General features: G+C 68.3%; 11 protein-coding genes. 5 read left to right on the top strand and 6 right to left on the bottom strand.

The window, feature by feature from the left end:
- Positions 1-102: 102 nt before the first annotated feature.
- Together HNP73_RS21585 and HNP73_RS21580 are read left to right on the top strand one after the other, a co-directional pair.
- Positions 103-1,344, top strand: coding sequence for a hypothetical protein (locus tag HNP73_RS21585; RefSeq protein WP_184155077.1), 1,242 nt, complete (start codon positions 103-105; stop codon positions 1,342-1,344).
- A 381-nt stretch (positions 1,345-1,725) separates the two neighbouring features.
- Positions 1,726-2,829, top strand: a complete 1,104-nt coding sequence (locus HNP73_RS21580) for a hypothetical protein (RefSeq protein ID WP_184155075.1) — start codon at positions 1,726-1,728, stop codon at positions 2,827-2,829.
- Between the two features lie 102 nt (positions 2,830-2,931).
- Here HNP73_RS21580 and HNP73_RS21575 read toward each other — a convergent pair whose 3' ends face one another.
- The 3 genes from HNP73_RS21575 to HNP73_RS21565 form a co-directional block, all read right to left on the bottom strand.
- Positions 2,932-3,759 carry a CpsD/CapB family tyrosine-protein kinase gene (locus HNP73_RS21575; protein WP_184155073.1) on the bottom strand — a complete coding sequence of 276 codons (828 nt, stop codon included), beginning with the start codon at positions 3,757-3,759 and terminating at the stop codon, positions 2,932-2,934.
- Positions 3,760-3,915: 156 nt separating this feature from the next.
- On the bottom strand, positions 3,916-5,463 hold the full coding sequence (locus HNP73_RS21570) for a GumC family protein (protein ID WP_184155071.1): 1,548 nt from the start codon (positions 5,461-5,463) through the stop codon (positions 3,916-3,918).
- Positions 5,464-5,539: 76 nt separating this feature from the next.
- Positions 5,540-6,385: an ExeA family protein gene (locus tag HNP73_RS21565; protein ID WP_184155069.1), complete on the bottom strand. Its 846-nt coding sequence runs from the start codon at positions 6,383-6,385 to the stop codon at positions 5,540-5,542.
- 628 nt (positions 6,386-7,013) lie between these two features.
- Between HNP73_RS21565 and HNP73_RS21560 the strand changes: the two genes are divergently transcribed.
- Complete coding sequence (locus HNP73_RS21560) at positions 7,014-7,592, top strand: sugar transferase (RefSeq protein WP_184155067.1); 579 nt, start codon at positions 7,014-7,016, stop codon at positions 7,590-7,592.
- 330 nt (positions 7,593-7,922) lie between these two features.
- Here the strand turns inward: HNP73_RS21560 and HNP73_RS21555 are convergent, their stop codons facing one another.
- Together HNP73_RS21555 and HNP73_RS21550 are read right to left on the bottom strand one after the other, a co-directional pair.
- The gene (locus HNP73_RS21555; protein ID WP_184155064.1) at positions 7,923-8,405 is read right to left on the bottom strand and encodes a glycosyltransferase; all 483 of its coding nucleotides are present in this window, start codon (positions 8,403-8,405) and stop codon (positions 7,923-7,925) included.
- Positions 8,406-8,490: 85 nt separating this feature from the next.
- The gene (locus HNP73_RS21550; RefSeq protein ID WP_184155061.1) at positions 8,491-8,952 is read right to left on the bottom strand and encodes a UDP-N-acetylglucosamine--LPS N-acetylglucosamine transferase; all 462 of its coding nucleotides are present in this window, start codon (positions 8,950-8,952) and stop codon (positions 8,491-8,493) included.
- Between the two features lie 355 nt (positions 8,953-9,307).
- Between HNP73_RS21550 and HNP73_RS21545 the strand changes: the two genes are divergently transcribed.
- Together HNP73_RS21545 and HNP73_RS21540 are read left to right on the top strand one after the other, a co-directional pair.
- Positions 9,308-9,898, top strand: coding sequence for a polysaccharide biosynthesis/export family protein (locus tag HNP73_RS21545; RefSeq protein ID WP_184155058.1), 591 nt, complete (start codon positions 9,308-9,310; stop codon positions 9,896-9,898).
- A 7-nt stretch (positions 9,899-9,905) separates the two neighbouring features.
- Complete coding sequence (locus HNP73_RS21540) at positions 9,906-11,354, top strand: hypothetical protein (RefSeq protein WP_184155055.1); 1,449 nt, start codon at positions 9,906-9,908, stop codon at positions 11,352-11,354.
- A gap of 156 nt (positions 11,355-11,510) precedes the next feature.
- On the opposite strand, the gene HNP73_RS21535 is transcribed toward HNP73_RS21540, so the two are convergent.
- Entirely contained in the window at positions 11,511-12,482 is a 972-nt protein-coding gene (locus tag HNP73_RS21535; protein WP_184155052.1) for a hypothetical protein, read from the bottom strand.
- Positions 12,483-12,753: the final 271 nt, after the last annotated feature.

Raw genomic sequence — 12,753 nt, 5'->3', positions numbered from 1 at the left:
GGCAGCAAACCGAAGGCAACGACACCCCTCCGCACCCCCGGCGGAGCGCGGTGACCGGGGACGTGCGCGCGCGTTCCCGCAAGAAAAGTGGAGACAGTGACGATGGCAGTGACCAGGACCTACGGCCTCACCGGCGGCAAGGTGAAGGTGCAGATCGAGGATCTCCTCGGCAAGACTCCCGGCGGCGGCTGGGTCTACCAGGCTCCCGGCGTCGGCAACAAGAACGCCGAGGGTGCGCACTATTACTACAAGAGCCAGACGGCGGACGGCTCGCACAAGCAGGCCCCCGCCGCCGGCCGGTTCAGCTTCAACCTCAACATCACCGAGGCCGGGCAGTACAGCATCCTGCTGCGCGCCTCGCGCGACACCAACAACCCGGGCGACGCGCGCAACGACATCTGGATCAAGGTCGACGGCAACACCCAGAGCGTGATGCCGAAGGGCACGCCCAAGCTCACCTCCGGCGGCGACGGCTTCGTGAAGTACAAGGGCGCCACCACCTCCTGGATCGACGCCAAGCAGTTCTCGACGCCGATCGAGGGTGACCGCAACGCGCCCTCGACCGTGGTCTTCGACAAGGGGATGCACTCGATCACCTTCGCGCCGCGCTCGACCGGCTACCACATCGACTCGGTGCAGGTGATCAAGGTCGGCGGCAGCAAGACCACCGCCAGCACCACCCAGGTGGCCGCGGCGACCGAAGCCGAGACCGGCAAGACCGCCGTCGAGAAGCTTTCCGAGACCGTGACCAGGCCCGAGGGCACCGACAAGGTCGGGGTGGCCCTCGACAAGGCGGCCGACAAGACGGCTGACAAGGGCGCTGACAAGGCTGCGGCGGACGGCGTCGTCTCGACGAAGATCGCCGCCGCGAGCGACGACTTCGAGGCGAACAAGGCGGCTGCCAGCAAGGACCTCGAGTTCGGGCATGACGGCGCCGGCGAGCAGTCGGTCGGCCTGCGCTTCAAGGCGGTCGCGCTCGACAAGGACGCCGAGATCAAGGCGGCCTACTTCGTCTTCACCGCCGCCGAGACCAGCAAGGGCGCCGCGCACTTCGAGATCGAGGTCGAGGACACCACCCACGCCGCCACCTACACGCGTGCGAACGGCCCGGACGCCCGCGCCTACCTCGCCGACGACGTGGACTGGGACGTCCAGGCCTGGAAGAAGGGCGAGACCTACAAGTCCGCCGACATCTCCGAGCTCATCAGGGACGTGATCGAGGACGGCGGCAGCGACGCGCTCGACGCGCTCGCCTTCCGCGTCAGCGGCTCCGGCGAGCGGGTGGCGGAAGCCTTCGAGGCGAAGGGCGACAACGCGCCGGAGCTCGTCATCGAGTACGCCTGAGCCCCCGGGCCCGAAAGGGCCTCGGGTTGCCCCATCAGGTCATGGTCTGGCCCCAGGTTCTGGTGGCCAGATCATGGGCGCAGATCATGGGGCCAGACCATGACGGCAGCCTCGGGAAGGCATGTCCGCCGCAGGGCGCGCAGGTTCCGCGCCCTGCGGCAACCCTCACGAAATAGGCGACAAATCGCCGACTTACGGCAGGATACGATTATCCCCCTGCCCGGATCCGGGCTCCCTCGCTAGGTTTCGGCACCGCCTGCCCCAGCCCTGCACGCAGCGTCCCCACCACGAGGAAGCTTCCCCCCGTGGCCCGGCCGCCTGCGCGTCGTGCATGCACCCCCGGGGCCGGCAACCCTCGTGGTGTGTAAAAGGACTGGTCAGATGGCAGTGACGCGGAAATACGGGCTCGTCGACGGGCGCGTGAAGGTCCAGATCGAGGACCTGCTCGGCACGAACCCGACCGGCGGCTGGGTCTACCAGGCCCCCGGCGTCGGCAACAGGAACGCCGAAGGCGCGCATTACTACTACAAGAGCCAGACGGCGGAGGGCTCGCTGAAGACGGTGCCGGCGGAAGGCCGCTTCAGCTTCAGCCTCGATATCAAGGAAGCCGGCACCTACAGCATCCTGCTGCGCGCCGCCCGCGACACCAACAATCCCGGCGATGCCCGCAACGACATCTGGATCAGGGTCGACGGCGACACCCAGTCGGCGATGCCCGAGGGCACGCCCACCCTCACCTCCGGCGGCGAGGGCTTCGTGAAGCTCAAGGGCGCCCAGACCAGCTGGGTGAACGCCCACCAGTTCTCAACCCACACATCGGGCGACAAGAACCCGGCCTCGACCGTGGTGTTCGGCGTGGGCGAGCACACCATCACCTTTGCCCCGCGCTCGATCGGCTACCACATCGACTCGGTTCAGGTGATCCAGACGAGCCGCTTCGAGCCGGGGCCGGCCCCCGAACCCGAGCAGCCCGAGCCCGTGACCGAAACCATCTCGGTGGCGGTCAGGGCTGGCAGCGACGACTTCGAGTCGCAGAAGGCCGGCCCGAGCCAGGTCCTCGAGCTCGGCAAGATCGGCGGCGTCGCCCAGTCCGTCGGCCTGCGCTTCCAGGGAATCGGCCTCGACGGCGACGCGGACATCAAGGCCGCCTACTTCGTCTTCGAGGCCACCGCGACGAGCAGCGGCACCGCCCGGCTCGCGATCGAGGTGCAGGATGCCACCCGGCCCGGCACCTACTCGGCGCTGAAGGGTCCCGACGCGCGGGCCTATCTCGACGACGAGGTGATCTGGAACGCCACCGCCTGGCAGAAGGGCGAGACCTACAGGTCCGCCGACATCTCGAGCCTCATCGAGGCGGTGATCGCCGACAACGGCATCGACACGCTCAATGCGCTCGCCTTCCGCGTCACCGGCTCGGGCCAGCGCGCCGCGATGGCCTGGGAAGGCGCCGGCGCGGCCCCCGAGCTCGTCATCGAGTACGTCTGAGCGGCCCGGCCCGGGCCACACCCGGGCCGCAGCACCAGGATCAGCAGACCTGAATCCGGCGGCACCGGGCCCGGCAGCGCCGGGTCCGGTCGCGCGCGGACCTCAGTAGCCGAATTCCTCGCTGGTGTAGCGGCACATGTTGAGGGCGACGCCGAGCACGTTCGTCTGCTCGGCGATGTCCTTCTCGCACTTGTCGACCTCGTCGAGCCGGCTCTTCTCGGCGCCGGCCACGAGCAGCACGCAGTCGAGGTGCGGCAGGAACGCCATGGCGTCGTCGGTCTGCAGCATCGGCGGCAGGTCGTAGAGGATCACGGTCGGCAGGAACGCCCGCTTGATCGCCGCGACGCTCTCGGAGGTCGTCGCCTGCATGAGCAGCTCCGCCGAGTTCGACACCGTCTGCGAGTTGGCGCCGATCGCGAGGTTGTCGCCGTAGCGCACGAAGCTCTCCTGCAGCGACCGCTGGCCCTGGAGGAACTGCGCGAGCGAGCCCGCGGACTTCATCCCGATCATCCGCGCGATCGCCGGACGGCGCAGGTCGAGGTCGACCAGCACCGTCTTCACTTCCGGCTGCTGCGCCAGGCTGAAGGCGATGTTCGTGGTCATCGTCGTCTTGCCGCAGCCCGCGGTCGGCGAGGTGATGCCGAGCGACACCCAGTTGTTGCGCCGCATGGTCCTGAGGATCTTGGTGCGCAGGATGTCGAAATGGCTCGCCGCCGGATCGACGTCGGCGATGGTGACGATGTGGTGGCGCCGGAGCGCGCCCTGATCGGGCTCGAAGGCGGCCAGCTCGGGCCAGAGCGGCCCGGTCGGCGCCGGCCGCACCGTGCCGCGCGTCAGGCCTCCGCCCACGCCCGCTCCCATGCCGGCGCCGGGCACTGCCTCGCCGCGCTGTTCCTTGGCCTTCTGGATGGCAGCCTGAATGCGTTCCATGCTTTCTCGTCTTCCCCCGCTGCCGGCCCCAGCCGGACCAAGGTCACGTTCTCAAGTCTCGCCCGTCGCTCCCTGCCGTGACCGGCAAGTATCCTCCGCTTCGGGCCGCCGGTCCACGCGCTCGGTGGGCCGGCCTCTGTTCCCTGTCCGGGCTTCCTAGCCGAGGCCCGGGATCAGCTGGTCCAGCGGCTCGTAGTAGGTGTGGATCATCAGCAGAATGACCGGGATCGCCACGATGATCAGCAGCATCGCGCCCACCACCGCCCATCGGCGCCAGCGACGCTCGCCGGCGGTGCGGATGTAGGGAATGGTGATGATCGGCTGGATCCCGAGGCGCTGGCTCAGTTCCACCGGCCGGCGGATCGAGCGGTTCAGCATTTCCCAGAGCACGACGAAGCCGAGCGCCGCGCCGAGGCCGCCCACGAGGCCGGCGGCGGAGATCAGCACCCGCTGCGGGCTCACGGGCACGTTCCTGTCGAACGGCGCCTCGATCAGGGTGAAGCGCTGGCCCTTGGACATCACCTCGATCTTCTCGCCCTGCTGCGCCTGGCCGAGGGAGCTGACCGCGTTGGTGTACTGGGTCTGCAGGCTCTGGAGCTGCCGCTCGAGGTCGTTCAGCACCATCTCGTTCTGCGGCGTCGCCTGCTGGGCGGTGTCGAGGTCGGCGAGCTGCTTCTCGAGCAGGCCGCGCTCCGCGGCGATGTCGCCCAGCCGCTGGTCGAGCGGCGCAAGCTCGACGTCGAGCTCGGAGAGCGGCTTGCCCGCCGTGCCATCGGCCGAGGGCACGGCGCGGTCGGCCTGCTGCTGCTCCACGAGCTGCTTCAGCGCGGCGATGCGGGTCTGCAGCACGCGGATCTGCGGGCTCGTCGACTTGTAGATCGCCTGCTGCTGCAGGAGCTGGCTCTGCAGGGTCTGCAGTTCCTCTTCCTCGGGGCTGAGCGCCATGTTCGCCGAGGCGCGGCCGGTGCGCTCGAACACCCAGACGATCGAGGCGCGCTGGCTCTTCAGCGAGGCTTCCTCGCGGTCGAGGTCGAGCAGCCGCTGCTGGCCGCGCTCCTGCTGGGCGCGGCGGGAATCCTGGCTGTCGGGCAGCGCCTGGATGTTCGCGGTCTTGAAGTCGGCGATCTTCTTCGACTGGGTCTCGATCTCGCCGGTCAGCCGCGTCACCTCGCCCTTGAAGAAGTCGAGGGTATCGCTCGCCCGGTCGGTGCGCATCCGGGTGTTTTCCTGCAGGATGATCGAGACGAGCTCGTTCGCTCCCTTGGTGGCGAGCGGCGGGGTCGGCGCGAAGAAGTTGACGCCGATGATCGTCGCCCCCGGCTCGCCCGGCTTCGTCGTCGGGTCGGGCTGGAAGCCGATGAACTCGATCCGGGTCTTCATGTCGCCGATGATCTCGCCGGCCGAAAGATCGGGCTGGTCGGCGTAGAGGCCGATGCGCCCGGCCATGTCGTAGAGATTGGCCCGCGTCATCAGCCGCTGCTCGATGATCTGGATCTGCTCGTAGGGATTGACCGGGGCAGCCACGGTGGTGTCCGAGATCTGCTGCGGCTCGACGAGCAGGCTCGCCGAGGACTGGTAGACCGGCGGCAGGACATAGGCGATGGTGGTGGCGACCGCCGCAAAGAGCGTGGTGATCACCAGAAAATACGGCATCCGGCGCTTGAACACCGCCCATGCGTACTTGATGTCGAAATTCCCCAGCATCCCCTCGTTCATCCCTTCGCGAAATCTTCCGGGTTCCGGTCCCCGCGGCCGCCGATGGCACCGCAGGTTCCGGAAATCAGCCCGCTACCATCTTAAGGTTGCCGTGACGCCGGCGGTCGGTCACCACCTGCTCGATCACGCCCGCATCCACCGTGTCGAGCCCGTCGGTGAAGGCATAGACCAGCCCGTAGTCGCAGATCTGGTTGATGAGCCGCGGCACGCCCTTCGAGGCGAGGTGCACGCACTCGCAGGCCGCCGGCGTGAAGATCTCCCGGGTGGCGCCCGCGATCTTCAGCCGGTGATTGATGTAGGCCGATACCGAGTCGGCCGGCATCGCCGGCAGGTGATACTCCGCCGCCACACGCTGCGCGAACTGCACGAGGCGCGGCTGGGCGATCAGATCCCGCAGCTCCGGCTGGCCGACGAGCACGAGCTGGATGAGCTCGTCCTTGTCGGCGTTGATGTTGGAGAACATCCGGAGTTCCTCGAGGGTCTCGACGGAGAGGTTCTGCGCCTCATCGAAGATCAGCATCGTCCGCCGGCCGGCGGCATACTCCTCGATGAGGAAATCCTGGAACTGGGCGAAGAGCTGTACATAGGTCGCGGAGCCATCGGTCTGCACCCCGAGCGCCATCAGCACCCAGTGCAGCAGCTCGCCCCGGTTGCCCTGCGCGTTCGAGATCAGCCCGACGGTGAACTCCTCGGGCAGCGTCCGCAGCAGATGGCGCAGGAGCGTCGTCTTGCCCGCGCCGATCTCGCCGGTGATCACCGTGATCGGCGCATGGGTCAGCATGCCGTATTCCAGCATGGTGTAGGCCCGGGAATGACTGTCCGACCAATAGAGAAAATCCGGGTCGGGAAGGAGCGTGAACGGCCGTTCGGTCAGCCCGAAATGCTCGTTGTAGATCCTGAGCGTACTCATGCACCCATCCACCCGGCCCCAAAATCGGGGCATTCACCAAAAACACTTGTAGGGGCGCGCGACTGACCGCCCACCCCGGCACAGACCTTTCTCATACAGGCTTCCTCAGGTCATATCATCCCCCAAAAAGGTGAAGCCAGCGGTCCGATCCCGTATTTGCAGGAATTTTCGACGCCGTTGCAGGATTGTCGCCCCCCGGAAAGGCCGCTCGACATGGCCTCTGACAGCCTCGCCCCTGATTTGGTGGGGATTTTGCCGTCCGGCAGTCGTCCGGGACCGGTGATCACCAGCCAAGTCATTAAGGCGTCAATTAAATTTGATTGAGTTTGGTGGTAAAGGATGGCTTAATGGGCCGCGGTGAGGGGGGTGACTCACCCAAATCTGATTCAATTTGGAGGGACGCCTGCCGGGAAAGTGAACGAGCTGGTCGCAGGGCAATTCCGCACGGGATCGCTTGAGGCGCAGGCGCGTGCATCCGGTCAGGTGCGTGGTCGTGGTGTGGATTTGCGTGGGTGACATGGCACATTATTCGGAGTTCGAGTCCGTCCCTGGCTACGGTGCAAGCCAGGAAATCACATCGGGGCCCGTGGGGGGCTCCTCGTCCTTTTCCTGGAAGCTGAAGGCGGTGATGGACCGCCTGGTGGCGTTCCTGCTGCTCGTTGCGATCTGGCCGGCGATCCTTCTGGTCGCGCTGGCGGTCCGCCTCGACAGCCCCGGCCCGATCTTCTTCCGCCAGCCGCGCTTCGGCGCCGGCCGCTCGGTCATCATGGTCACGAAGTTCCGCACCATGCGCCAGGACGGCACCGATATCGGTGGCCGCCGCCAGGCGACGCGCGACGACGACCGGATCACCAAGGTGGGCAAGTTCCTGCGCCGCACCTGCCTCGACGAGCTGCCGCAGATCTGGGACGTACTCGTCGGGCGCATGAGCCTCGTCGGCCCGCGGCCGCATCCGCTCTCGCTCGAGGTGGACGGCCACCCGATCGAGGAGCTGGTGCCGAACTACCATCAGCGCCACACGGTGCGGCCGGGGATCACCGGGCTCGCGCAGATCAACGGCAATCGCGGACCGGTCGTAAGCGTGGCCATGGGTCGCGAGCGGGTGCGTTACGACGTGGAGTACATCCGCGACCACTCGCTCTGGCTCGACATCCGCATCCTGTTCCGGACGCTGGTGGTGCCGTTCCAGAAGGACGGCAGCTACTGAGGCTGTCCGGCCCGGACAGCTCGCCCGGCGCAGAGACCTGATCGCAATGGACAAGGCGGGCCGAGGGGTCCGCCTTTCGGCTTTTCGCAAGGGGCGATGTCTGCAGTCCGTGTTGGTCAACGCAACCGCCCCCCGGAGTTCCGCTGACACCGTGCCCGCAGACCGGGGGTCGCCGGGCGGAGACCAACACGGACTGCAGACATCGGAGAGCCCGGGGGGATGAACACCGGGACGAACTCCCGGGGGGGATGTGGGAGAGGCGCGCACGCGGGCGGCCACCTGCCGCTCCGGGGGGGCCTGCCCTCCAGCCCGTGCCCTCAGCCCGTGCCGTCACCCGTGGATGAAATGCCGAAGCCGCTCGATCAGCCCGGTATCAGCCGTTGTGGCGAGCCGCGCCCCGGCGTTCGCCGCCGCCGCGGCCGCGGCGATGCACTCCGGCAGGTCCGCCTCGCCGTCGGCGACCACCAGCCCGGGCTTGCCCCGGAGCCAGCTCACCGTTTCGACCTGGTGGTCGGAGGTATGCTCGCCAAGCGCCGCGCGCCGCGGCATGACCACGATGGGCTTGCCGAGCTCGCCCGCGGTCACCACCGAGCCGACGCCGGCATGGGCGACGATGAGCCGCGAGCTCGCCATCGCCTCGGCATAGGCGCCGCGGTCGAGCCGGCGCACCCAGCGCATGTGCCGCGGCTCGAAGCTGCCGTCGCCGATCTGGGCGAAGACCTCCTCACCCCGGCCCTCCGCCGAGGCCCAGTCGTCCATCGCCCGGATCATCCGGTCGAAGGGAAAGATCGATCCGATGGTGACGAAGATCACCGGCACCCCTCCCCGCACCCGGGAGCCCGGCAGATTTCAGCGCCGAGGACTTCGGCGGCGACTCCGGCGGCAGCCACACCACCCCTCACAGCACCGACCCCCAGTATTCCGGGCCACCGGGCTTCGCGAGATGCGGCCACTGCACCAGCCAGGCGTCGGCGAGCGGCCGCACCAGCCGCCCGGAGAGGGTCATGCCCTCGGTATGCGCCACCGTGTCGATCCAGACCGTCCGGCTGCGGCAGAAGAGCTTGGCGATCGCGATCGCCAGCATCCCCGGCGCCGCGCCCGTGGAGACCACCACGTCGGGACGCTCGCGGCGAACGATGCGCACGAGCTCGGCGACGATGCGCACGAAGCTCAGCCGGTCGCGGCGGGTGACGTTGGTGACGGCATAGTAGCGTGCCGGCGCGAGGTCGGCGTCGGCTACCGGCTCGGTCGAGACATAAACCGTCTCGCAGTCGGCGAAAGCCGGCATGACCCGCCTGAGTTCGACCCAGTGCCCGCCGCCTGAGGCGACCGCCATCACCTTGCGCAATCTGCTACCCATGAAATCGTTACCGATGCACCGTCCGCCGGCATCATGCCCGGCGGCTGCACCAACTCCCCCTGCCCCGTACCGCAACTCCAGTACCGCAACCCCCGGTACCGCGGAGCCCCAGACGGCCACGACGCTAAGGGAAGCCGGCGCGCCTTGTCCAGCCGCGGCCACCACGGGATCCGGCGGGATCCGGCCGGGAACCCGGCTGCCCGGGGCCCCGGGCAGCAAAAAACCGCCTCACTGTGGCAAAAATGACGACCCCGGACCTCAGCCGGCCCGGCCCGGCCCCCGGGGGACGGTTTTCGCTTTCGCCCTCCGCGGCCCTGACTATAAAAGGGCTCAAAGAGGGACAAGAGGCAGAACAATGAGATTAGTTTCCCTTCTCGCGGCAGTCGTGATGCTGCTCTCGGCGCCCTTCGCCTGGGCTCAGAGCGCCAACTACCGCATTCAGCCCGGCGATCAGCTGGCGATCACCGTCCTTGAGGACGACAGCCTGAACCGCACCGTTCTCGTGCTGCCCGACGGCCGGATCTCGGTGCCGCTCGCCGGTACGATCCAGGCTTCCGGCCGCACGGTCGATTCCGTCGAGGCCACCATCGCCGACCGGCTCGCCTCGAACTTCGCGGTGCGCCCGAGCGTCTTCGTCTCGATCACCGGCGTCTCGGACACCGGCGAGACCTTCCCGATCTACGTGGTGGGCAAGGTGACGAACCCCGGCGAGCACGAAGCGCGCGTTGGCACCAACCTGCTGCAGGCGATCGCTCTCGCAGGCGGGCTCGACCGCTTCGCGGCGACCAAGCGCATCCAGCTTCGCCGGACCGACGCCTCGACCGGCCAGGAGCGGCTCTATCTCTTCAATTACAACGCGGTGGAGCGTGGCGGCACGATCCAGTCGATGATCACCCTGCGCGAAGGCGACGTGATCATCGTCCCCGAACGCCACCTCTTCGAGTGAGGCGGACATGGCACGCCGCCCTCTCGCCGCCCTGACGAGGGCGGCCGCCACCCGGACTCTGCGCGCGCCTCTGGCCGCATCTCTGGCCCGGAAGAACCGCTTCGCGACGACGGCCGCCCTCGCCCTCGCCGCAGCCGCCCTTGCGCCGACCGTCGCGTCGGCCCAGGGGATGGGCATGGGCCTCGGTCTCGGCAACGTCGGCCCCGACCTGCCGGCGTTCGAGGTGCCTGACGGCAGTGCCTCGGTCCTCACCGCCACCGTCTCGCAGAGCATCGAGGCGAACACCAACTACCGCCTCGACCGGGATTCGCCCGGTACGTCGTACTACGGCGACACCCGCCTCGCGCTCGATCTCCTGAAGCGCACCGACACCCAGACCTTCGGCGCCGGCATCGACACCGGTTTCCGGCCGCTCTGGGAAGCGGACGAGAGCACCGACGTGGTCGTCGCGTCGCCCTCCACCGCCTACCTGACCTTCGACCAGGAAGGCGCCAACACCGCGTTCGATTCGAACTTCCGCCTGCGCTCGAGCGAAGTCGATGACGACATCATCACCTTCGATGTGGACAACCCGGTCCCGACGCCGCTCGACGGCATCGGCACGGCGCGCCAGACCCGGATCGACGGCAATGTCGGCTTCGTGCTCGGCTCGAACGATCCGTCGAGCTACGAGTTCCGTGTGCGCGGCACCTCCATCGACTATTCCAGCGTCGACGACGGCGTGAACGTCACCCCGCGGGACAGCCTGTCCGGCGAAGTGACCTGGAACCTCGACGTCTCCCCGGTGCTCTCCACCGTGGTCTCGGCCCGTTACGGCTATTCCGCCACGGACGACGGTCTCAGCACCGAGGTGCGCACCACCTCGCTCGATGCCGGGCTCGCCTACGAGCGGTCGGAGACCTTCCGCATCCGTGGCGGCATCGGCTATGCCGACCGGGAGCGCAAGCAGGACATCTCGTTCACCAACTCGAACCGGACGACCGAAAGCAACAGCGGCCCGCTGCTGCGCACCGACATGCGCTACATCACCGAGAACGTCACCTTCCTCGCCAACGCCGAGTACACCACTGCGGCGCCGCAAAACCGCCTGTCGGGCAACCTCGGCGCCATCTACCGGCTGCCGCGCGCCCAGCTTGCCGGTCAGGTGTTCCAGAACTACTCGAACGGCTCCGGCGGCGACGACCAGCGCATCACCGGCGCAGGCATCGGCATCACCCAGGAAATCAACACGGTGTCGAGCATCGGGCTCAATGCCGCCTGGGCCGAGCAGGTGGACCTCGAAGGCCCCGACAACAGCATCAAGCGCACCACCCTGACCGCGCGCTACACCCACGAGATCACCGAGGCGGTGATGGCGCAGGTCGGCTACTCCTACCGCAGCCGCAATCAGGACGGGACGGCCGACTCGAACGAGGTCTTCCTGGTGATCGGCCGGACCTTCGTGACCGGCTTCTGAGCTGCTTCCCCTTTCCCGCAAGTGGCGGGAAAGGAGCTTCCCATACCCGCTCTTCCCGTACCGGCCGGTGCCCCCGAGGCATCGGCCGGTCGCGTGAAGCGCCCCACCCTTCCCTCTTCGATGAAGCCCGCCGAGGCGGCAGTCCTGCCGCCGGTCTCAGCCCGGGAAGCGCATGATCTCGCCCGGGAACTCCCGCTCGATCCGCGCGAGATCCGCGTCGTAGCGCTCGCGCAGCTCGCTGCGCTCGGCCTCGCTGAACGGCTGGAAGCGCTCGCCCCCGGCCGTGGCGTAGAGTTCGCCCACCTGCCGGCGCCGCTCCACCATCGTGAGGGTGCGGTCGAGCTCCTCGGCGGCCCGGATCCCCTCGGCCGTGGGAGAGCGGGTCCAGCTCGGATCCGAGATGTCGGGCAGCGGCCCGAGCTCGAGGCCGCAGACCTCCTCCATGATCGCCTGGGCGTTCTCCCGGTAGTCCTCCTGGCGCCAGATCCGCAGCGGCACCCCAGGCGCCGAGCGGTGGATCAGGGCGACGAGATCGTACCAGCTCGGCGGGGAGGCGAGCAGGCGTGCCCGGTTGAAGCCCCCCTCGCGGGGCGGCCGGAACTTCAGCGACTCGGCGTAAGCCGACGGCAGGAGCCCGTCATAGCCGCGGATCGACAGGAAGAGCACGAGCTTCGCCTTCGAGCCGAGCATGGCGAGCCGGGTGACGCTCTGCTCCGCCTGCGGATAGAACGGCACCCGCAGCACCTGCTCCGGGACCCCGAGGATGTTCTCCTCCGAGAGCACCACCGTCTGCGGCCCGAGCCGAAGCGGCGTCACCGCCGCCTCGATCGCCTCGCGCATCTGCCAGGGCCCGATCAGCGGCAGCCGGACGAGCGGCCGGCGCTTCCAGATCGCGCGCGCCAGCCGGCGCTCGCGCAGGAGCGGGTTCGGGATGTAGTCGAGGCCGCGGGCGGCGAGCGCCGGCCGGACGAGGGTCAGGGTCTCCTGCAGGTGCGTCGTGGCCGTCTTGTGCGCCCCGAGGTGAACGCGCCAGTGGGTAACCGGCGCGAGAGACCTGTCCGCCCCCTGTGCAGCCCCTGCCGCCGTTCCTGTCGCAGTCGTGACGGTCATGCCGTTGTCCTGCTTCATCACCCGCCTCTCCGCACCCGTAACCACAACTTCACATCCGCCTCGAAACCCGCGCGCCGCCGCCTGTCCGCTGCCTTTCCGGGCAAGTTTGGGTTGCCATTGCGACGATGGCGACCTTTTGCACGGTTCCGTTGCGGAGGTGGCGTGGCACTCGCCACCCTAGGGCCAGTGGCCGCCAGAGTGAAGGGTCCCACCCGGTAGACATTGCCGGGCACATGCCCGTAAACCCCTCCGCGGCCCGGCTCGCTCGCGAGCTCCCCCGATTCATTTC

It is taken from the genome of Amaricoccus macauensis (assembly GCF_014201905.1).
Taxonomy (GTDB): domain Bacteria; phylum Pseudomonadota; class Alphaproteobacteria; order Rhodobacterales; family Rhodobacteraceae; genus Amaricoccus; species Amaricoccus macauensis.
Note: the sequence above shows the minus strand (reverse complement) of the source record. Positions and strands in the feature narration are given on the sequence as shown.

Coding starts and splice junctions, on each gene's coding strand:
- HNP73_RS21585 (WP_184155077.1), top strand. CDS start 103: ATGGCAGTGACCAGGACCTACGGCCTCACCGGCGGCAAGGTGAAGGTG.
- HNP73_RS21580 (WP_184155075.1), top strand. CDS start 1,726: ATGGCAGTGACGCGGAAATACGGGCTCGTCGACGGGCGCGTGAAGGTC.
- HNP73_RS21575 (WP_184155073.1), bottom strand. CDS start 3,759: ATGGAACGCATTCAGGCTGCCATCCAGAAGGCCAAGGAACAGCGCGGC.
- HNP73_RS21570 (WP_184155071.1), bottom strand. CDS start 5,463: ATGCTGGGGAATTTCGACATCAAGTACGCATGGGCGGTGTTCAAGCGC.
- HNP73_RS21565 (WP_184155069.1), bottom strand. CDS start 6,385: ATGAGTACGCTCAGGATCTACAACGAGCATTTCGGGCTGACCGAACGG.
- HNP73_RS21560 (WP_184155067.1), top strand. CDS start 7,014: ATGGACCGCCTGGTGGCGTTCCTGCTGCTCGTTGCGATCTGGCCGGCG.
- HNP73_RS21550 (WP_184155061.1), bottom strand. CDS start 8,952: ATGGGTAGCAGATTGCGCAAGGTGATGGCGGTCGCCTCAGGCGGCGGG.
- HNP73_RS21545 (WP_184155058.1), top strand. CDS start 9,308: ATGAGATTAGTTTCCCTTCTCGCGGCAGTCGTGATGCTGCTCTCGGCG.
- HNP73_RS21540 (WP_184155055.1), top strand. CDS start 9,906: ATGGCACGCCGCCCTCTCGCCGCCCTGACGAGGGCGGCCGCCACCCGG.
- HNP73_RS21535 (WP_184155052.1), bottom strand. CDS start 12,482: ATGAAGCAGGACAACGGCATGACCGTCACGACTGCGACAGGAACGGCG.